Genomic DNA, 19,847 nt, shown 5'->3' with positions numbered 1-19,847 from the left:
AACATGTGCGGTATTGTCGGTATCACCGGTTTCATGCCGGTAAACCAGTCGATCTATGACGCGTTAACGGTGCTCCAGCATCGTGGGCAGGATGCCGCAGGCATTTGTACGATTGATGCGCTCAACTGCTTTCGCCTGCGTAAGGCCAACGGCCTGGTCAGCGATGTTTTCGAAGCCCGTCATATGCAGCGTTTACAAGGCAACATGGGGATTGGTCATGCACGCTATCCTACAGCGGGCAGCTCCAGCGCTTCTGAAGCGCAACCGTTCTACGTCAACTCGCCGTACGGGATTTCTCTTGCACACAACGGTAACCTGACCAACGCACATGAACTGCGTAAGCAGCTGTTCGAAAAAGGCCGCCGTCATGTGAACACCACGTCAGACTCAGAGATCCTGCTGAATATCTTCGCGCAGGAACTGGATCGTTTTCAGCACTATCCGCTGGAAGCCGACAACATTTTTGCCGCTATCGCCGCCGTGCATCAGCAGGTTCGCGGCGCGTATGCGGTGGTCTCGATGATTATCGGCCACGGCATGGTCGCCTTCCGCGATCCTAACGGGATTCGTCCGCTGGTGCTGGGCAAACGCGTCATTGCGGATGGCCGTACCGAGTATATGGTGGCCTCAGAGAGCGTCGCGCTGGATACACTGGGTTTTGAATTCATCCGTGACGTCGCGCCGGGTGAAGCGGTGTACATCACGGAGCAGGGCCAGCTTTCGACCCGCCAGTGTGCCGAGAACCCCAAGAACAATCCGTGCCTGTTCGAATACGTCTATTTTGCCCGACCGGACTCCTTCCTGGACAAAATTTCGGTCTACAGCGCGCGCGTCCGCATGGGCACCAAGCTGGGCCAGAAAATTGCCCGTGAATGGGAAGATCTGGATATCGATGTGGTGATTCCGATTCCGGAAACCTCCATGGATACGGCACTGGAAATCGCCCGCATCCTTGATAAGCCTTACCGCCAGGGATTTGTGAAAAACCGCTATGTCGGTCGTACCTTTATCATGCCGGGTCAGCAGCTGCGCCGCAGCGCCGTGCGCCGCAAACTCAATGCTAACCGCGCCGAATTCCGCGATAAAAACGTCTTGCTGATCGATGACTCTATCGTGCGTGGCACCACGTCTGAGCAGATTATTGAAATGGCACGCGAAGCAGGGGCTAAAAAGGTTTATCTCGCCTCTGCGGCTCCGGAAGTGCGCTTCCCTAACGTCTACGGCATTGATATGCCGAGCGCCACTGAGCTGATTGCCCATGGCCGCGAAGTCGAAGAGATTCGTCAGATTATCAAAGCAGATGCGCTGATTTTCCAGGATCTCAATGACCTCATCGAAGCCGTACGCGAAGAGAATCCCGATATCGTTCAGTTCGAGTGCTCCGTTTTTAACGGGGTTTACGTTACTAAAGATGTGGATCAGGGCTACCTTGAATATCTGGAATCCCTGCGTAACGACGACGCGAAAGCCATTGCGCGGCAGAACGAAGTCGAAAATCTTGAACTGCATAACGAAGGCTAATCAGGCCTGATGCAAAAAAAGAGGGCGGGACTTATCCCGCCCTCTGTGTTTTTTGTCGCGCTGCGCTATTATGGTGCACTTTGCCACTGCAAGGTTGAACGATGAAACGACTCATTATTGGTATTTCCGGCGCAAGCGGTGTGATTTACGGCGTGCGGTTACTGCAGGTCTTGCAGCAGGTCAGCGACGTGGAAACCCATCTGGTCATCAGTCACGCGGCGCGTCAGACGCTGAGCCTGGAAAGTGACTACAGTCTGCGCGATGTTCAGGCGCTGGCCGATGTGGTTCATGATGTGCGCGACATTGCCGCCAGCATTTCCTCCGGGTCGTTTAAAACCCTGGGCATGGTGATTTTACCGTGTTCAATGAAAACCCTGTCGGGCATTGTGCACAGCTACAGCGATTCCCTGCTGACGCGCGCGGCGGACGTGGTGCTTAAAGAGCAGCGCAAGCTGGTACTCTGCGTACGTGAAACGCCGCTGCATATTGGCCACTTGCGGATGATGACGACCGCCGCTGAATTAGGGGCGATTATCATGCCGCCGGTACCGGCGTTTTATCATCGTCCGACAACCATTGACGAACTGGTCGATCAAACAATTAACCGGGTTATCGATCAGTTCGACATTGAACTGCCTCAGGATTTGTTTGTGCGCTGGCAAGGTGCATAAGGTTCAGCTTGTGCACTTATTTAGTGCAAAAGCGCGGGAGCGATCACTGTTCCTGCATTTGATGAACTAAAAGTTCACAACATCGCTTTTTCTCTGTGACTTCACTGATATATTCCTTTCACAAACCCAGCCTTTATGTGGCAAAAACGGCGGGCTGGGTGCGCGGCAGACCTGCATAACTGGCACGAAACGTGCACAGGTTACTGGCAGTGTTCGTTGCAAACACACATCATGCATCACATAACAATAATTTGCTGAGGGTAATCTATGAAGAAGCGTGTTCTGGCTCTTTCTTTAATGTTGGGCCTGTCCAGTGTGGCCAGCGTATTTGCAGCCGTACCGGCCTCGATTCGTGTCGGCACTGACCCAACATACCCGCCGTTTGAGTCAAAAAACGCGCAAGGACAGTTAGTCGGTTTTGATATCGATCTGGCTAACGAAATCTGTAAACGTATTCAGACCAAATGTACCTATGTGGAAAGCGACTTTGATGCGCTGATTCCGTCGCTGAAAGCTAAAAAAATTGACACTATTATCTCCTCGCTCTCTATCACCGCGAAACGTCAGGAAGAGATTGCTTTCTCTGACAAACTCTATGCGGCCAACGCCCGTTTAGTCGCGCCTAAAGGTTCGAAAATTCTGCCGACGGTTGAATCGCTGAAAGGCAAAAACGTCGGTGTGCTGCAAGGCACCACGCAGGAAACCTATGCTAACCAGTACTGGCGTCCAAAAGGTGTGACCGTCACGCCTTATGCGAACCAGGATCTGGTGTACCAGGATCTGACTGCGGGCCGTATTGATGCCGCATTCCAGGATGAAGTACAGGCGGCTGAAGGCTTCCTGAAGCAGCCTGTCGGTAAAGACTATGCTTTTGCCGGTCCGGCCGTGAAAGATGACAAGATTTTTGGCGTCGGTACCGGTATAGGATTACGTAAAGATGACACCGAGCTGAAAGCGGCCATTGATAAAGCGTTTGAATCCATGCGCAAAGACGGTACGTACGACAAAATTGCGAAGAAATACTTTAATTTCAACGTGTACGGTGACTAACCTGTCGACTTTGCCTCTGGTAATCGCCTGACCGGATAACGCCTGGTTGCCCTGGCCGCACTGGCCCCGGCAACCTCTGCGTTGTGGTTGATGCCTTACCAGAAGCAACGCTGCCCGCCCACGTGGCGGGTTCAGCGCCGTTTCCACCCCACGACAGGATCTTTTCCATGTTGTATGGCTATTCTGATGTCATTTTGAAAGGCACGTTGGTCACGCTGGAGCTGGCACTGAGTTCCGTGCTGCTGGCGGTGATTCTCGGGCTGATTGGCGCAGGCGCGAAGCTGTCACGTCATCGCCTGCTGTCGCTTATTTTTGAGGGCTACACGACGCTGATTCGTGGCGTGCCCGATCTCGTCCTGATGCTCCTGATCTTCTACGGTCTGCAGATAGTGCTGAACCACATCACCGATGCGCTGGGTCTGGCGCAGTTCGATATCGATCCTATGGTCGCGGGCATTATCACCCTGGGCTTCATCTACGGGGCCTATTTTACCGAGACGTTTCGCGGGGCCTTCATGGCCGTGCCCAAAGGGCAAATCGAAGCCGCGACCGCGTTTGGTTTTACCGGTTCCCAGGTTTTCCGTCGCATCCTCTTTCCGGCGATGATGCGTTATGCGCTGCCCGGGATTGGTAATAACTGGCAGGTGATCCTGAAAGCGACCGCGCTGGTCTCGCTGCTGGGGCTGGAAGATGTGGTTAAAGCCACGCAGCTGGCGGGCAAGAGCACCTGGCAGCCGTTTTATTTCGCCATCGTCGCGGGTGTGATCTATCTGGTGTTTACCACGCTGTCTAACGGCGTGCTGTGGTGGCTCAATCGCCGCTACACGGTTGGCGTGAAGAGGGCAGAGCTATGATTGAGATTATCCACGAGTACTGGAAATCACTGCTCTGGACTGACGGTTACCGCTTCACCGGCGTGGCGATTACGCTATGGCTGCTGATTGTTTCGGTGGTGCTGGGCGGCTGTATGGCGGTACTGCTGGCGATTGCACGCGTGTCGCCGAATCGCTTTATCAGCCTGCCGGTCTGGCTCTTTACCTATGTTTTTCGCGGTACGCCGCTGTATGTTCAACTGCTGGTATTTTATTCCGGCATGTATACGCTGGAGATCGTGAAAGGCACCGAGTTGCTGAATGCGTTTTTCCGCAGCGGACTGAACTGTACCTTACTGGCGTTTACCCTGAATACCTGCGCCTATACGACGGAGATTTTCGCCGGTGCGATTCGTGCTGTGCCTCACGGGGAAATTGAAGCCGCGCGCGCGTATGGTTTTTCAACGTTTAAACTGTATCGCTGTATTATTTTGCCTTCTGCGCTGCGCACCGCCTTGCCAGTTTACAGCAATGAGGTGATATTGATGCTGCACTCGACCGCGCTGGCCTTTACGGCAACCGTGCCTGATTTGCTCAAAATCGCCCGGGACATCAACGCGGCAACGTATCAGCCCTTTACCGCGTTTGGCATTGCGGCCGTCCTGTACCTGATTATTTCCTACACACTGATTAGCCTGTTCCGCCTGGCGGAGCGTCGCTGGCTGGCCCATGTGAAACCTTCTTCATCGCATTGAGTAAGACTATGGCTGATAACAAATTAAGCGTCACCGAACTGCATAAACGTTACGGTGAACATGAAGTATTAAAAGGCGTGTCTTTACATGCTAATGCGGGCGATGTCATCAGTATTATTGGATCGTCCGGCTCAGGGAAAAGTACCTTTTTGCGCTGTATTAACTTCCTCGAAAAACCGAGCGAAGGCACCATTACGGTCAATAACACCGCCATTTCGCTGGTCCGTGATACCGACGGTCAGCTAAAGGTGGCCGACAAAGAGCAGTTGCGCCTGCTGCGCACCCGCCTGACGATGGTGTTTCAGCACTTTAATTTATGGAGCCACATGACGGTGCTGGAAAATGTCATGGAAGCACCGATTCAGGTGCTGGGCCTGAGCAAAGCCCAGGCGCGCGAACGCGCTGTCACCTATTTGAATAAAGTCGGCATTGATGAGCGGGCGCAGTCAAAGTATCCGGTGCACCTGTCAGGCGGCCAGCAGCAACGTGTGTCGATTGCCCGCGCGCTGGCGATGGAGCCCGAGGTGCTGTTGTTTGATGAGCCAACTTCTGCCCTTGACCCGGAACTGGTCGGGGAAGTGCTGCGCATCATGCAGAAGCTGGCCGAAGAGGGCAAAACCATGGTGGTGGTGACGCATGAAATGGAGTTTGCCCGTCACGTTTCCAGCCATGTGATTTTCCTGCATCAGGGTAAGATTGAAGAGCAGGGGCCGCCGACAGAGTTGTTCGGCAATCCCAAAAGCCCGCGCCTTCAGCAGTTCCTGAAAGGTTCTCTTAAGTAAGCCGATCCGCGCCTGTTGAGCCATCGCTTAACAGGCGCGTGGCGGTAGATTCGTCCGTGACCAGACCCGAGATCCAGCCGCCTGTTAATGCCGCCCGAATGGCGGCAAATTTGCGCTCGCCGCCTGCAAAACCGATGATCGGACGCGTTGTCCGGCTTTCCAGCGTGACGCTGGTGAGCAGCGCATCGGTCTCGCCCATCACACGTTCACCCTGTTGATTGAAAAAGTGGCCAAGCATTTCGCCAACGACGCCGCGCGCGTTGAGTGCCTGAACCTGGCTGTCGGTGATAAACCCTTCAGCATGGAGCGGACAGCCGGGTGTGACTTCGCCGATGCCGAGAAAGGTCATACTGGCCTGTAACGCCCGGCTGACCACGCGTTGATAGACCTGATGCTGGCACCACATCTGTTTATCTTCCGGACTGTCGGCATACAGCGGCGCAGGGATAAAGAAATACTTGCCCTGCATTTTTTCAGACAGCTTGAGCGGCACGTCATAGCGGGTGCCGGAGTCGTCTCGCGCAATAGCACCAATCATGGAAACGCACTGGTGCTGGGGCCGCTCCACCCAGGGCAGGGCATCAATAATCGCCCGCAGAGTTTTACCCGAACCGATACCAAACACCTGCGGCTGGTCATCGTTGATAAACTGCGACATAACCTCTGCGCCTTCGACCGCCAGCATCTGCTGAATAGCGTGGTCATCCAGCCCGGCAGAAGGGACTACACGACAGTGCTGCAGGCCAAAGGCTTCCTGCACCGCGTGTGCCAGGCGCAGGCAGTGCGTGACAGGATGGTCAATCTTGACGCTGACCATACCCATTTCGCGTGCGCCTGAAATCAGGCGCTGGGCAACCTGCCTGGAGAGTCCCAGCGCCCGGGCAATCTCTTGCTGTGTTAACCCGGCCACGTAATACATCCAGGCGGCGCGTGCAGCCAGTTCCTGCTTTTTCTCTTCTTTGTTCATCACGGCATTCCCTTCTCAGCGAATCGCTAGTTTATCGCGTATAGCCGGCAAAAACCTATCAGGGCAAAAGCTCAGATATTGGGCAATTGCTTTTATCGTGAGATCTGTCACAGATAATACTCGTAACCTCTGATTAACATACAGCGTTCGGGCAATTGCCCTCTGTTATGACAAATGCTTATTGAGGTGACTATGACAACATCCGTGTGGATGCATATTGGGGCAGGCTCTTTTCATCGCGCTCATCAGGCATGGTATCTGCACCGGCTGATGCAGCAAGGGGACAGTCGGTGGCACATTGCGCTGGGGAACATCCGTGAGGATGCGTCACCGCTGTTGACCCAGTTGGCTGCGCAGCACGGCGAGTATGTGCTGGAAACGGTCACGCCGCAGGGCGAACGCGACTATGAAACGATTACCTCGATTCGCAAGATTCTGCCCTGGGATAACGCGCTTCGCGCCCTGGTGCATCAGGGGGCCGATCCCGCCACCCGGATCCTTTCTTTTACCGTGACGGAAGCCGGTTACTACCTGACGACGGAACATGCGCTGGATCTACAGCAGCCCGATATTCGCGCGGATCTGCAGGGCGAGGCGCGCACCCTTTATGGTGCGCTGGCGCGGATCCTGGCGGCGCGCGTCGCGAACGGCGGCGGCCCCGTTACCTTGCTGAACTGCGATAATCTGCGCCATAACGGTGAGCGTTTCCGCCAGGGCTTTTTGGCGTTTCTTAACGCACAAGGGAACGAGGCGCTGGCTGACTGGGTGCGGACTCACACCACCTCGCCGAATACCATGGTGGACAGGATCACACCGCGTCCTACGGCGGATATTGCCGGACGTGTGCTGGCGGCCACGGGTAAAGATGACGCGGTGCCGGTGATGGCGGAATCCTTTATCCAGTGGGTGATTGAGGATGACTTTATTGCCGGGCGTCCGGCGCTGGAGCAGGTCGGCGTTGAGCTGGTGGAGTCGGTGTTGCCCTGGGAAGAAGCCAAGATCCGCATCCTCAACGCCACCCATAGCGCGATTGCCTGGGCGGGCACGCTGATCGGCTTGCGCTACATCGACGAAAGTACCCGGCAGAAAGCGATTTATCAGATGGCCCGGGAGTATGTTTCGCAGGATGTCATCCCGTCGTTGTCCCCCAGTCCCTTAAATCTGGCTGAATACCGCGATGTCGTACTGTCGCGCTTCAGTAACCCCTGGATCAAAGACACCAACCAGCGTGTGGCGGCGGATGGCCTGTCGAAAATCCCGGCGATGGTCACGCCCACTTTGCAGGCGTGCTATCAGCGCGGAACGCCACCCGCGGCCAGCGTGGTGTTACCGGCCCTGTTTTATCTGTTTTTGCAGCGCTGGGCGCAGGGCGAACTGCCTTACGACTATCAGGATGGTGTTCTGCAACCCGACGTGATTCAGCAGTGGTTCACCCAGCCCGATCCGTTGCGGACCTATATGACGCAGCCTTCCCTGTTTGGGGCGCTGGCGACTTCCGCCGATTTTCATGCACGCCTCACCGCTACCGTAGCCGGGCTCACCACATGGCTGGCCCAGCCGGAACAGAAACTGGCTGTGGCATAGGGGAACGACATGTACCTGGGTATCGATATTGGCACATCCGAGCTGAAAGCGCTGATTCTGAATGCGCAGGGCGACATTGTGGCATCTGAACATGCCACCTTGCAGGTGCAGCGGCCGCATCCGCACTGGGCAGAGCAGCATCCGCATGACTGGTGGCACGCCTGCCAACAGGTGATGGCGCGTCTGCGTCAGCAGGCGCCTCAGGCCTGGTCGGCTGTCACGGCGATAGGCCTGTCCGGCCAGATGCACGGTGCGGTGCTGCTGGATGAACAGGGCGACATTTTGCGGCCCTGTATTTTGTGGAACGACACGCGCAGCGCGGCGGAATGTAACTGGCTACATCAGCACCATCCCGAGATGATGCAAATCAGCGGCAACATGATCATGCCGGGTTTTACGGCACCCAAACTGCGCTGGGTTGCGCAGCACGAGCCCGCCTGCTTTAGCCGCATCAGCAAAGTGTTGTTGCCGAAAGATTACCTGCGCTGGCGGTTAACCGGACGGTGGGTGACGGATCCCTCCGATGCCGCCGGGACATTATGGCTGGACGTGGCGACGCGCGACTGGTCAGACGCGCTACTGGCCGCGACAGGGCTGCGTCGCGAGCAGCTGCCAGAAATCGTGGAGGGCAATGCGGTCAGCGGCACGTTGCGACCTGACCTTGCCCGCGAATGGGGCCTGTCGACAGCGGTGATCGTTGCCGGCGGCGGTGGCGATAACGCCACGTCAGCGGTCGGCGTCGGTGCCATCCACCCTGGCGATGCGTTTATTTCCCTTGGGACCTCCGGCGTGATTTTTGTGGTCAACGATCGGCTGCGGGCCGATCCGCAGTCCGGTGTGCATGCGTTCTGCCATGCGCTGCCTGGTCGCTGGCACCAGATGAGCGTCATGCTCAGTGCTGCAAGCTGCCTGCGCTGGGTATGTCAGCTGCTGTCGGTCAGTGAAAATCAACTGCTTGAGGACGTGGCTGAGCTGAGCCCAACACAGAAACAGCGGGCCCCACTTTTTCTGCCCTATCTCTCTGGCGAGCGCACGCCGCATAACGACCCTGATGCCACGGGCGCTTTTTATGACCTGCGCCACGAAACTCAGCGCGCCCTCCTGGGGTACGCGGTGCTGGAAGGTGTCGCGTTTGGCCTGGCCGATGGTCTGGCCGTTCTGGGCGACGGACGGCAGGACATCACGCAGTTCAGCCTGACCGGTGGCGGCGCGCGCAGCGGCCTGTGGGCGCAGCTGATTGCCGATGTGCTGGACTCTCCGGTGGTGACGCATCCGGCCAGCGCGTCCGGCGCGCTAGGCGCGGCGCGACTGGCCTGGCTGGCGACGGGCGGGGATGAAGCGACCGTGTGCCGTAAACCGTCCGTGCAGGCGCGCTATCTGCCGGACCCTGAAGTTCGCGCGGTGCTGCAACAACGTCTGGCACGATTCCGCGCGCTATATCACCAACAAGTTCAGACCCGTTCACTGGCCTGATTCACCTGTAACCGAACAGAGAAGGACCATCGTTATGCATGCAACTGCGTACTGGTTTGGCTTGCCCAAACAGCTGATCTGGGGATTCGTCGCCATTGCGATTTTTATGGCAGGAGACGGTTTCGAAATGGCATTTCTGTCACGCCATATCACCGATATGGGCTTCACGCCGGGCCAGTCGGCGCTGGTGTTTACCTGTTACGGTTTAGCGGTCGCGCTGGCCGCCTGGGCCTCCGGCGTGGTGGCGGAACTGATTACGCCTCAGCGCGCCATGTTAATCGGTTTTGTCTTGTGGATTGTCATGCATGCCCTGTTCATGAGCCTGGGGCTGGGACTGCGTAATTATCCCCTTATGCTGCTGTTCTACGGCATTCGCGGCCTGGCTTATCCGCTGTTTATCTATTCTTTTATGATGCTGCTGGTTCAGGTGTTACCGCGTGAACGCCTCGCGGCGGCGACGGGCTGGTTCTGGGCAATGTATTCGGTAGGGATTGGTGTGGTCGGAAGCTATCTGCCCAGCCTGATTATTCCCTCTCTTGGTGAAACCGGGACATTATGGCTGGCGATTGCCTGGGTGGCCTGCGGTGGCGTACTGGCGTTTTTTAGCCTGCGCCATGTGCCGGTCGACCGCTCACGCGTGAACTTACCGATGCGCGAGAAAATGACGGAAATGTCCCGGGCGGTGACCATCCTGTTTACTAATCAGCATGTGTTTTACGCCTGCCTGATCCGCATTATTAATACGCTGTCGCTGTTTGGTTTTGCCATCATCATGCCGCTGCTGTTTGTGGATCGGCTGGGTTTCACCTTGTCGGAGTGGTTACAAATCTGGGCGGTGTTTTTCTTTGTCACCATCTTTACCAATATTTTCTGGGGCATCATGGGCGAGCGGATTGGCTGGATCCGTCAGGTGCGCTGGTTTGGCTGTCTGGGCATGGCGCTCTCCAGTCTGGCATTCTACTATCTGCCCGTTTATGCCGGTCATAACTTCATGGTCGCCCTTATTCCGGCCGTCATGTTGGGGATTTTCGTCGCGGCGTTTGTGCCGATGACGGCCGTCTTTCCCACGCTGGAGCCGCATCATCAGGGCGCGGCGGTCTCGGTTTATAACCTGTCAGCGGGGATGAGCAATTTTGTCGCGCCGGCCATCGCCTCTATGCTGTTGCCGTTTTTTGATATCGTCGGGGTGGTGTGGGCTTATACCGGCTTGTATCTGTTTGCCGGGGTGCTGACGTTTATTATCCGTGTGCCGCAGCCTCATCGTGGCGCGCAACGTACAGCGCGCAAGTCAGGGTCCGCAGTAACATCGCAATAGAAGAAGGGGAGCCACAGGCTCCCCCGGCATTACCCCTTAACCACGTCCTTTAAGGCATCATGCAGGTCATACCAGCGGAAGCGAAACCCTGCGGCCTCCAGCCGTTTAGGCAGCACATGTTGTCCACCGAGCACCAGCACTGAGGATTCGCCCATCATCAGCTTAATGGCGCTGGCGGGCGTGCGCATGAAAGCCGGGCGGTGCATGACCTCGCCCAGCGTGGCGGCAAACTGCTCGTTGCGCACCGCATAGGGCGCGACCATGTTATACGGACCCTGGCAGTCGTCATGATCCAGAAGCCACAGGATGCCGTTGACCATGTCATCGATGTGGATCCACGGCATATACTGTTTACCGCTGCCGAGCGGGCCACCGACGCCGAGCCTGAACGGCAGTTTCATTTTGCTCAGGGCGCCGCCCTCACGCGCCAGCACCACGCCGGTGCGCAGCAGGCAGACGCGCGTCCGGTCACTTTGTGCCGTCAGTGCCAGCTGTTCCCAACGGGCACAGAGCGTATGCGTAAATTCATTCTGGCCGGGATCCTCTTCGGTCAGGACTACTTCACCACTGTTGCCGTAAAAGCCGGTCGCCGACCCCGAAATCAACACGCGCGGCGGCGTGGTGCTGGCATTGATGAGTGAGGCAATACGTTCTGTGATTTGCCAGCGGCTCTCGCACAGTTGCTGCTTATGCGGCTCGGTCCAGCGTTTATCGGCAATCGGTTCACCGGCCAGGTTGATCACGGCATCCACCCCATCCAGCGAATGCTGCTGTGCGAGGCCAGACCAGAAGGCGATATTTTCGCCCAGCGTTTCCCGTGCGGCTACGACATCGCGGGTCACCACGCTGATCGTGTGACCACGCGCCTGTAACTGCGGAATAAGATGGCGGCCAATAAGCCCGGTTCCACCGGTCATTAAGATATGCATAGTGCGGCTCCGTCTGATTTTTTATTTTTTGCTTACTTCATCATAGAAGAGTCGTTCCCGGCTGGCGTGAGCCGCTTCGTAATTTCGTGCGGTGGCGGCAAACATCGGACCAGCACCGGGTTGTTTTCAGAAATAAAAATCGGTAAACATGATGCACCCCTGTCAGCGATATCGAGGTAGCAGATGAATTACCCCTCCATTACCCTGTGGTCAGATTCATCGTTTTTCAGTCCTTATGTGATGTCGGTTTACGTTGCGCTGACGGAAAAGGGGATCCCTTTTAGCGTCAGGCGCATTGATTTATCCCAAAACCAGCAGCTTGACGACACCTACCGTAGCCTGTCACTGACCTGCCGTGTGCCAACGTTACAGGTTGATGAGTTTATGCTGAGTGAGTCCTCAGCCATTTGTGAATACCTTGAAGAGCGCTTTGCCGCGCCAGAATTTGAACGGCTCTATCCTAAAGATCGCGAGAAACGCGCGCGCGCCCGGGAGATTCAGGCCTGGCTACGCAGTGATTTGCTGCCAATCAGACAGGAGCGTCCCACAGAAGTGCTGTTCGCCGCAGAGCGCTTTGCGCCGCTTTCGCCCGCTGCGCTTCAGGCGGCCGATAAGCTGATAAGTGCCGTACAGCGGCTGTTACCGGAAGGGCAGCAAAACCTTTTTGGTGAGTGGTCGATTGCAGATACCGATTTGGCTGTCATGCTTAATCGACTGGCGCTTCACGGTGATCCCCTGCCAACCCGTTTACAGCATTATGCTGAGTTTCAGTGGCAGCGTGCATCGGTGCAGTTGTGGTTGACGGAGAGCGGTAAACATCGCTAGCGATCGGCGCTTGCTCAAGTTGTCATAAGTGATTACCTTACGACACACTATGATATAGATGTGGCAAACAGCGCGTGCATGAAGACACGCTAAACAGGAAAGGGTTACGGATGGTGGATCAAACTGCTGGTGGCGAGATCGAGTGGGTCGATATCGTAAGCGAAGAGAATGAAGTCGTTGCGCAGGCTACGCGCGCGCAGATGCGTGCACAATGCTTACGTCACCGCGCGACCTATATCGTGGTTCACGATGGTATGGGGAAAATACTGGTTCAGCGCCGTACTGAAATCAAAGATTTTATGCCGGGTAAACTGGATGCGACGGCAGGCGGCGTGGTGCAGAGCGGTGAGGATATGCTGGAATCTGCCCGACGTGAAGCGGAAGAAGAGCTGGGTATTGCCGACGTGCCCTTTGCGGAGCATGGCAAGTTCTATTTCGAAGATGAGCACTGCCGCGTCTGGGGCGGATTGTTCAGTTGCGTCTCTCACGGCCCGTTTGCGATGCAGGAAGAAGAGGTTGATGAAATCTTCTGGATGACGCCGGATGAAATCACCGCCCGTTGCGACGAGTTTACCGATGATTCACTCAAAGCGCTGTCGTTGTGGCTGAGCCGCAATAACGAAAACAGCAACTGAGTTTTCTGCTTTGCGAACGCCTTGCCGTTCGCAAAGCATCCTTCCTTCTTTTGCGGCAACGCGCTCCACAATACGATTGACGGCAGCCTTTTCCTGGCGGGCAGCGTCATTCTTCCTCGGGCGTCGGCTTTCGCTTTTCCGCCACCGCGCCAGTCTGTCTTGACGATGTCTCAGTCAGGTATTGCATTAAGACGTTTGATCGTTAACCCATTGTGAGGATCGTGGCTGACATCACGCGCCTGTGCCCGGGATCAATAAAAAATCGCCCTCTCAGTGGAAAGGGCGGTGTGGTGCGTGCGGAAAGCAAGTCACGAGCGTCAGACCGGCTGCGGCTGACGCATTTTTTCGCCACGGCGGCGCAGCACTTCCATCACGATCAGGAGCAACAGAGAGGCCGCAATCATAATGGTGGCCGCCGCTGCAATGGTGGGATCGAGGTTCTCGCGGATACCGGCAAACATCTGAATCGGTAGCGTCCGCTGCGTAGGGCTGGCAAGAAACAGCGTGACGACCACTTCATCAAAGGAGGTCGCGAAGGCAAATAACGCCCCGGAAAACACGCCCGGTGCAATCAGCGGCAGGGTGACTTTACAAAACGCCAGCAGTGGTGAGGCGCCGAGACTGACGGCGGCGCGCGTCAGATTGGTGTCGTAACTTTTCAGGACGGCCACAACCGTGATCACCACAAACGGGACGCCCAGCAGCGCATGAGCCAGAACCAGCCCGAGATAGCTGTTTAGCAGGGACAGTTTGGCAAAGAAGAAAAACATGCCCACCGCGATGATCACCACCGGTGCAACCATCGGTGAAATGATGACTGCCATCACCAGCGCTTTACCGCGAAAGTCGCCCCGTACCAGGCCCATCGCGGCCAGTACGCCCAGCACGGTGGCCAGCAGGGTGGCCAGCGGAGCCACCAGCAGGCTGTTCATCAGCGCGCCCAGCCATTCGTTAGAATGGAAAAACGCGTCGTACCAGCGCAATGAAAAGCCACTGAGGGGATAGCTTAAAAACGAACTGGCGTTAAACGACAACGGCACGATCACCAGCACCGGCACTATTAAAAACAGCAGGGCGGCGGCACCGTAAAAATTAAACAGGTAACGCCAGACCCGTAGCAGCGTGGAACCTTGTTGTCTCATCATTTGCTCCTTAACGCACCGCGGCTTCAGAAGAAGTGCGGGTAACGCGCGAATAGACCATATACAGTAACGTGACAATGATCAGTAACTGGCTGCCCAGGGCGGCGGCCATGCCCCAGTTCATCGTGCTGTTAGTAAAGAAGGCGACAAAGTAGCTGACCATCTGGTCGTCCGGGCCGCCCAGCAGGGCTGGCGTCACGTAGTAGCCAATCGCCATCATAAACACCAGCAACGCACCTGCGGTGATCCCGGCAAAGGTCTGCGGCACATAGACGCGCCAGAAGGCGACAAACGGATGCGCGCCCAGCGACACCGCCGCGCGGACATAGCTGGGGGATATGCCTTTCATTACGGCATACAGAGGCAGCACGATAAAAGGCAGCAATATATGTGTCATGGAGATGTAAACCCCCACCCGGTTAAACACCAGGGTGAGCGGGCTGTCGATAAGCCCGGTGCCCATCAGCGTGCGGTTGATTAATCCGCCGGACTGTAACAGCACAATCCAACTGGCCGTCCGCACAATCAGTGAGGTCCAGAAGGGCAGCAGCACCATAATCATCAACAGATTGGCCCGGTTAGAAGGCTGTTTCGCCAGCCAGTAGGCCAGCGGATAACCCAGCCCCACGCACAATAACGTCACGACGGTGGCCATCCATAAGGTGCGCAGCAGGACGTTGACATACAGCGCCTGATCCGGCGACTGTGCGGTGATTTCACCCGTTCTGGCATCGACTTTATGGTCAAACACCGACAGCAGGTAATAGCTGGTATAAGGCTTTGCTACGCGCTTCAGGGTTTGCCAGGTGGATAACTCGCCCCACAGGGGCTGTTTGTCGATAAGGGTGGCTTTGACGTTAAGGCCATCCTCGGGCGCCTGGCGCGGTACGGCCAGGATCAGGCGGCGAAACGCGTTATCTTCATAACTTAACCGCTTCGCAATCCCCGAAATCTGGCCCTGTTCGCGTGCCGCGCTGACTTCTTTTGCAAGCAGTGCATACAGGCTCTCATCCGGTAGTGCTTTACCGTCCCATTTCGCCAGGGCCTGGCTGGTTTGGGGTAAGGCGTCATTAAGCTCAGGATTGCTCACGCTCATGCTGAGGATAGAGCCGATAGGGAATAAAAAGCACACCACGACGAAAATCAGTAACGGGGCCACTAAAAACAGAGAGCGTTGTGTTTTTAACCAACCTGCCCGGTTGAACGAGTGGCGCAGGCTGAACGCGCGTTCCGTTCGGCTGACGGGCGCTGAATCCATCACGGGGTTTTGACTCATGCCGACCTCCTGAAAAGGGGCTACCGGATCGCGTCCGGCAGCAGGTTATTTCGCGGCCCAGGCGTTAAAACGCTGTTCCAGTTCTTCACCATGCTCCAGCCAGAACGTGGCGTTAACCTGTACGGCTTTGGCCATGTTTTCGGGCGCTGTTGGCAGTTGAGCCAGACGATCCGCCGCCAGCAGTTTGCCTGCTTTGATATTGGCGGGGCCATAAGGAATATTTTCGGCATAGACCTTTTGGTTCTCAGGCTGCAGCGAGAAAGCGATGAATTTCTCTGCCAGCGCTTTATGTTTTGAGCCTTTCACAATCGCCCAGTTATCGAAGTCATACAGGTTGCCATCCCAGACGATTTTAAAGTTATGGCCTTCTGCCTGGGCGGTGCCGATACGGCCGTTATAGGCCGAGGCCAGCGTAACGTCGCCTGATACCAGCCACTGCAGCGGCTGTGCCCCGGATTCCCACCACTGAATATGGGGCTTGAGTACATCAAGCTTCTTAAAGGCGCGATCCACGCCCGCAGGTGTGGCCAGCACCTTATAAACATCTTCACGCTTCACGCCATCCGCCATCAGCGCGATTTCCAGGGTATATTTTGCGCTCTTACGCAGCGCACGTTTGCCCGGGAATTTTTCTACATCCCAAAAATCGGCCCAACTCGTGGGGGCGGTTTTCAGTTTGTTGCCATCGTAGGTCAGTACCGTTGACCAGACGAAGAAACCGGCCCCACATTCGCTGACGCTGCCTTTGGCAAAGTCCGCTTTATTGCCAATTTTGCTCCAGTCCAGGGTTTCAAACAGACCTTCTTCACAACCGCGCTCCAGTTCCGGAGTTTCCAGTTCGACGACGTCCCAGCCGATCTGTTTGGTTTCGACCATGGCGCGGATGCGGGCCATCTCACCGTTATATTCGCCTGCTTCGATGCTGTCTTTTCCCGCGGCCATGAACGGCTTATAGAACGCTTTATCCTGTGCGTCTTTATTCGTCCCTCCGAAGGACACTACCGTGAGGGTTTCCGCCTGTGCCTGCAGCGCCACGGCTGCCAGCACCATTGCCGCTATTTTTTTCATCATCCCCGAACTCCTGAATTATTCTTGTCAGGCAGAATTCACTGCCTGGTGTTTGCGTTGCAATCCTGATGCCATCAGCTCAGCTGACTGCGGAACGGGCAGCCAGCTCAACATAGTGTTGACCGAGAATGCGATTCAGCAGATTTAATGCCGTCCGGAACTGTGCATCCGGGATGGTCAGCGGATAAAGGAAGCGAATCACGTTACCGTGGACACCGCAGGTGAGCAGAAGTAAGCCTTCGTCCAGTGCCGCCTGCTGGATGGCTTTGGCGATGTCCGCGCGCGGTTTTCCTGTGCTGTCGCAGAACTCAGCCGCAATCATCGAACCCCGCCCACGCACGTCCGCCAGCGCGTTACAACCCGCGCCTTTCAGCGTTTCGGCCAGTTGCCCGCCCAGTTGCAGGGCGCGCTCGCACAGGTTCTCTTCACGAATCACCTCCAGTACGGCCAGTGCGGCTGCAATGGCAGGAGGACTTCCCGCATAGGTGCCACCCAGCCCGCCGGGTAACGGGGCATCCATAATCTCAGCCCGTCCGGACACGGCCGACAACGGCATCCCGCCGGCCAGGCTTTTCGCCATGGTAATCAGGTCAGGCTGCACATCGGAATAGTACTCACTGGCAAACAGTTTCCCGGTGCGGGCAAAACCACTTTGAATCTCATCGGCAATCAGCAGGATGCCGTGTTCATCGCACAGCTTACGTAGCGCGGTGACGAAGGCCGCCGGTGCGACATTGAAACCGCCTTCACCCTGGATCGGCTCATAAATGATCGCTGCGACCTGCTGCGGGCTGATATCGCAGCGAAAAATCGTTTGTACACTCTCCAGCGCGTCCTCGACGCTACAGCCATGCAGTGCATTCGGGTAGCGGGCATGAAATACTGAGCCAGCAAAAGGGCCGAAACCGGTTTTGTACGGGGTCACTTTGCCGGTCAGCGACATCGTCATGTTGGTGCGCCCGTGAAACGCGCCGGTAAACGCGATGATGCCGGGACGGCCGGTCGCCGCGCGGGCAATTTTTACCGCGTTCTCAACCGCTTCCGCGCCGGTGGAGAAAAAGGTGGTTTTAGCAGGGCCGTTGACGGGCACCCGCGCATTCAGTTTTTCCGCAAGGGCGATGTAATTTTCATAGGGCACGATCTGAAATGCAGTATGGGTAAAACAGTCGAGCTGTTCCTTGATGGCGGCGATGACCTTAGGATGACGGTGTCCGGTGTTCAGTACGGCAATGCCGGCACTGAAATCGATGATTTCGCGGCCCTGGTGATCCCACAGCGTGGCGTTTTCAGCTTTCACCGCATAGAAATCGCACATGACGCCCACGCCGCGTGGCGTGGCATTGAGACGACGGACCTGCACTTCACTGTTACTCATAACGCGACCTCGTGGTATTTGTTTCCATATTGTTACAGTGGAATTTGCCTTCTTGGTTTTAGCGTTTTCAGGGTTTTATAATCCAGAGCCAGTTTTTTTTATTTTGAGGTACCAATTTTGCGAAGCTTACTCGGTGACCTGCTTGCACAACGGCTGGCCGCGCTGTCCGGCGGTACGCTGAATAAGCGACTGTATGACGCGCTGCAGGCGGCGATTCAGGATGGATCCATTGCCACCGCAACACGGCTGCCCGCCAGCCGCGACCTTGCTCGCGAACTCGCGGTCTCACGCAATACCGTACTGGCCGTGTATGAACAGTTGCAGTCAGAGGGGTACTTACAAACCCGCACAGGCAGCGGCACGTTTGTCAGTGCGGTGCTGCCTGAAGAGGTGCCAGGCGGGCCGCTGGTCAGGCCGGTTTCGCCGCCAATGAAGCCCGTCAGGCTGTCCCGTCGGGGATCGCGATTACTGGCAAACAGCGGTGCCGGAAGCCATCAGTGGGGGGCGTTTATGCCCGGCGTACCGGATGTCAGTCACATGCCGCACGACATCTGGCGCAAAATCCAGCTTCGTCTGAGCCGACGCCTGCCCGTTGAGAACCTGAGCTATGCCAGCCACGGCGGCTGCACCGAGCTGCAACAGGCGCTGGCCGATTACCTGCGGGTGATTCGTTCCGTCAACTGCAGCCCCGAGCAGGTACTGGTGACCGCAGGCACGCATCAGTCGCTGGATCTGCTGGCAAAGATGCTGTGCGATCCGGGTGACCGGGCGCTGGTAGAGGAACCTGGCTACTGGGGCATTCGTAACGTGCTGGCGGTGAACGGCGTTACGCTGATCCCTACGCCGGTTGACGAGCAGGGGCTGGTGCTGCCCCCGGAGCAGCCTGACAGCCCTGCGCCGCGTTTAATCTGCGTGACGCCTTCCCATCAGTATCCACTGGGTGCGGTGATGAGCCTGCAACGGCGGCATGAGTTACTGGAGCGTGCGAAGCGCAGCGGCAGTTGGGTGGTGGAAGATGACTACGATGGCGAGTTCCGTTTTTCCGGCAGCCCGATGCCCGCGCTGCAAGGGCTGGCGGCGGATGCGCCTGTCATATACCTGGGGACGTTCAGCAAAACGTTGTATCCTGGCATTCGACTCAGTTACATGGTGGTGCCTAAATCCATGGCTACGCGTATGAAAATGGCGCACTCCGAGCTCTATCGCGGCGGTTATGGGCTGGTGCAGCTCACGCTGGCCGCGTTTATCCGCGAAGGGCACTATGCGGCTCATGTACGGCGGATGCGGCAGATCTACAGTCGTCGCCGCGCGGCGCTGGTCGCCGTGATCAGCCAGTCGCTGGGGGCCGACTGGATTGTGCATCACAGCAATGCGGGGCTGCATCTGGTGCTCAGACTGCCCGACAGCATCGACGATGTGGCGTTCAGCGCTGAGCTTGAACAGTGCGGTGTGCTGACGCGCCCGCTGTCTTCCTACTACCTGCAAGGCACGCCGCAGCGTGGGTTACTTTTGGGCTATGCCTGCGTTGACGAAGCGGATATCCCCAGTGCGTTCGCGCCTGTCCTAGCCCGTCTGGAACACCACCTGCAAATCGCCTCAGTTTCCCCCTGAGGCACCACAAGTGTGCACCCTCTTACCTTGCCTGATTCTGTGATCTCATTCACGTT

Annotated in this window: 18 protein-coding genes; 12 read left to right on the top strand and 6 right to left on the bottom strand. The window is 56.7% G+C overall.

Annotated elements, in window-relative coordinates; genetic code table 11:
• Positions 1 to 3 precede the first annotated feature (3 nt).
• The 6 genes from purF (at position 4) to hisP (ending at position 5,591) form a co-directional block, all read left to right on the top strand.
• Positions 4 to 1,521, top strand: a complete 1,518-nt coding sequence (gene purF, locus C7434_RS09370) for an amidophosphoribosyltransferase (RefSeq protein WP_033740671.1) — start codon at positions 4 to 6, stop codon at positions 1,519 to 1,521.
• Between the two features lie 101 nt (positions 1,522 to 1,622).
• Positions 1,623 to 2,192 (top strand): UbiX family flavin prenyltransferase, encoded by a 570-nt coding sequence (locus C7434_RS09365; protein ID WP_006120055.1) that lies wholly within the window; start codon positions 1,623 to 1,625, stop codon positions 2,190 to 2,192.
• A gap of 267 nt (positions 2,193 to 2,459) precedes the next feature.
• The gene (argT, locus tag C7434_RS09360; RefSeq protein ID WP_133745384.1) at positions 2,460 to 3,242 is read left to right on the top strand and encodes a lysine/arginine/ornithine ABC transporter substrate-binding protein ArgT; all 783 of its coding nucleotides are present in this window, start codon (positions 2,460 to 2,462) and stop codon (positions 3,240 to 3,242) included.
• 167 nt (positions 3,243 to 3,409) lie between these two features.
• Complete coding sequence (locus tag C7434_RS09355; protein ID WP_033740669.1) at positions 3,410 to 4,096, top strand: histidine ABC transporter permease HisQ; 687 nt, start codon at positions 3,410 to 3,412, stop codon at positions 4,094 to 4,096.
• Entirely contained in the window at positions 4,093 to 4,809 is a 717-nt protein-coding gene (locus tag C7434_RS09350; RefSeq protein ID WP_033740667.1) for an ABC transporter permease, read from the top strand. The genes C7434_RS09355 and C7434_RS09350 overlap by 4 nt, the downstream gene beginning before the upstream one ends.
• Positions 4,810 to 4,817: 8 nt before the next feature.
• Positions 4,818 to 5,591 carry a histidine ABC transporter ATP-binding protein HisP gene (gene hisP / locus C7434_RS09345; RefSeq protein ID WP_033740666.1) on the top strand — a complete coding sequence of 258 codons (774 nt, stop codon included), beginning with the start codon at positions 4,818 to 4,820 and terminating at the stop codon, positions 5,589 to 5,591.
• Here the strand turns inward: hisP and C7434_RS09340 are convergent.
• On the bottom strand, positions 5,584 to 6,558 hold the full coding sequence (locus C7434_RS09340; protein ID WP_006120048.1) for a sugar-binding transcriptional regulator: 975 nt from the start codon (positions 6,556 to 6,558) through the stop codon (positions 5,584 to 5,586). The two genes, hisP and C7434_RS09340, sit on opposite strands and share 8 nt — an antisense overlap.
• 192 nt (positions 6,559 to 6,750) lie before the next feature.
• On the opposite strand from C7434_RS09340, the gene dalD reads away from it, so the two are divergent.
• From dalD to C7434_RS09325, 3 genes are read left to right on the top strand one after another with little or no spacing between them, the layout of a single operon-like run.
• The gene (dalD, locus tag C7434_RS09335) at positions 6,751 to 8,142 is read left to right on the top strand and encodes a D-arabinitol 4-dehydrogenase (RefSeq protein ID WP_133745383.1); all 1,392 of its coding nucleotides are present in this window, start codon (positions 6,751 to 6,753) and stop codon (positions 8,140 to 8,142) included.
• Positions 8,143 to 8,151: 9 nt separating this feature from the next.
• Positions 8,152 to 9,615: a xylulokinase gene (gene xylB, locus C7434_RS09330; RefSeq protein ID WP_133745382.1), complete on the top strand. Its 1,464-nt coding sequence runs from the start codon at positions 8,152 to 8,154 to the stop codon at positions 9,613 to 9,615.
• A gap of 34 nt (positions 9,616 to 9,649) precedes the next feature.
• The gene (locus tag C7434_RS09325; protein ID WP_133745381.1) at positions 9,650 to 10,930 is read left to right on the top strand and encodes an MFS transporter; all 1,281 of its coding nucleotides are present in this window, start codon (positions 9,650 to 9,652) and stop codon (positions 10,928 to 10,930) included.
• Between the two features lie 29 nt (positions 10,931 to 10,959).
• Here C7434_RS09325 and C7434_RS09320 read toward each other — a convergent pair whose 3' ends face one another.
• Complete coding sequence (locus C7434_RS09320; RefSeq protein ID WP_033740657.1) at positions 10,960 to 11,859, bottom strand: TIGR01777 family oxidoreductase; 900 nt, start codon at positions 11,857 to 11,859, stop codon at positions 10,960 to 10,962.
• Positions 11,860 to 12,042: 183 nt separating this feature from the next.
• On the opposite strand from C7434_RS09320, the gene yfcF reads away from it, so the two are divergent.
• The gene (yfcF, locus tag C7434_RS09315) at positions 12,043 to 12,684 is read left to right on the top strand and encodes a glutathione transferase (RefSeq protein ID WP_033740655.1); all 642 of its coding nucleotides are present in this window, start codon (positions 12,043 to 12,045) and stop codon (positions 12,682 to 12,684) included.
• 110 nt (positions 12,685 to 12,794) lie between these two features.
• On the top strand, positions 12,795 to 13,319 hold the full coding sequence (gene yfcD, locus C7434_RS09310; RefSeq protein WP_033740653.1) for an NUDIX hydrolase YfcD: 525 nt from the start codon (positions 12,795 to 12,797) through the stop codon (positions 13,317 to 13,319).
• Positions 13,320 to 13,636: 317 nt separating this feature from the next.
• Here yfcD and C7434_RS09305 read toward each other — a convergent pair whose 3' ends face one another.
• From C7434_RS09305 to C7434_RS09290, 4 genes are all read right to left on the bottom strand, one after another.
• Positions 13,637 to 14,461 (bottom strand): ABC transporter permease, encoded by an 825-nt coding sequence (locus C7434_RS09305; RefSeq protein WP_033740651.1) that lies wholly within the window; start codon positions 14,459 to 14,461, stop codon positions 13,637 to 13,639.
• A 10-nt stretch (positions 14,462 to 14,471) separates the two neighbouring features.
• Complete coding sequence (locus C7434_RS09300) at positions 14,472 to 15,737, bottom strand: ABC transporter permease (RefSeq protein WP_033740649.1); 1,266 nt, start codon at positions 15,735 to 15,737, stop codon at positions 14,472 to 14,474.
• 45 nt (positions 15,738 to 15,782) lie between these two features.
• Entirely contained in the window at positions 15,783 to 16,808 is a 1,026-nt protein-coding gene (locus tag C7434_RS09295) for an ABC transporter substrate-binding protein (protein ID WP_033740647.1), read from the bottom strand.
• A 76-nt stretch (positions 16,809 to 16,884) separates the two neighbouring features.
• Positions 16,885 to 18,180, bottom strand: a complete 1,296-nt coding sequence (locus tag C7434_RS09290; RefSeq protein ID WP_050504930.1) for a 4-aminobutyrate--2-oxoglutarate transaminase — start codon at positions 18,178 to 18,180, stop codon at positions 16,885 to 16,887.
• Between the two features lie 117 nt (positions 18,181 to 18,297).
• On the opposite strand from C7434_RS09290, the gene C7434_RS09285 reads away from it, so the two are divergent.
• Positions 18,298 to 19,791 carry a PLP-dependent aminotransferase family protein gene (locus tag C7434_RS09285; RefSeq protein WP_033740646.1) on the top strand — a complete coding sequence of 498 codons (1,494 nt, stop codon included), beginning with the start codon at positions 18,298 to 18,300 and terminating at the stop codon, positions 19,789 to 19,791.
• Positions 19,792 to 19,847: the final 56 nt, after the last annotated feature.

This window comes from Pantoea sp. PNA 14-12 (assembly GCF_004364735.1).
Lineage (GTDB): Bacteria > Pseudomonadota > Gammaproteobacteria > Enterobacterales > Enterobacteriaceae > Pantoea > Pantoea stewartii.
Note: the sequence above shows the minus strand (reverse complement) of the source record. Positions and strands in the feature narration are given on the sequence as shown.